We start from the raw sequence: 299 nt of genomic DNA on the forward strand, positions 1-299 counted from the left end.
CTTGAGAATATCAACCACATTGATAAAGCGAATCTTAAGTTCTGGGAAAGCTTTATGTAGGATAGAAATACCTGCCAAAACTTCCAAGTTTGGTTCGGTACCTGCTGCCGCAAAGACAACATCTGGTTCTTCATCTGGTGAGACATTTGAGGCCCAGTCAATCACTTTATAACCTTCACGAACCAATTCTTCTGCTTCTGCGATGGAGTAGAACTGTGGTCGTGGGTGCTTAGAAGTGACAATCACATTAACCTTATCTTCGTCTGCAAAAGCTTTTTCCATAACTGCAAAAAGTGAGT

The 299-nt window shown here is 41.5% G+C and carries 1 protein-coding gene; it reads right to left on the reverse strand.

Features of this window, described 5'->3' with window-relative positions:
- The coding region (locus ACFPQ3_RS01810) for a phosphoketolase family protein (protein ID WP_465269560.1) at window positions 1-299 on the reverse strand (299 nt) is incomplete at both ends.

This window comes from Streptococcus caledonicus, from assembly GCF_042656225.1.
Classification (GTDB): Bacteria; Bacillota; Bacilli; order Lactobacillales; family Streptococcaceae; genus Streptococcus; species Streptococcus caledonicus.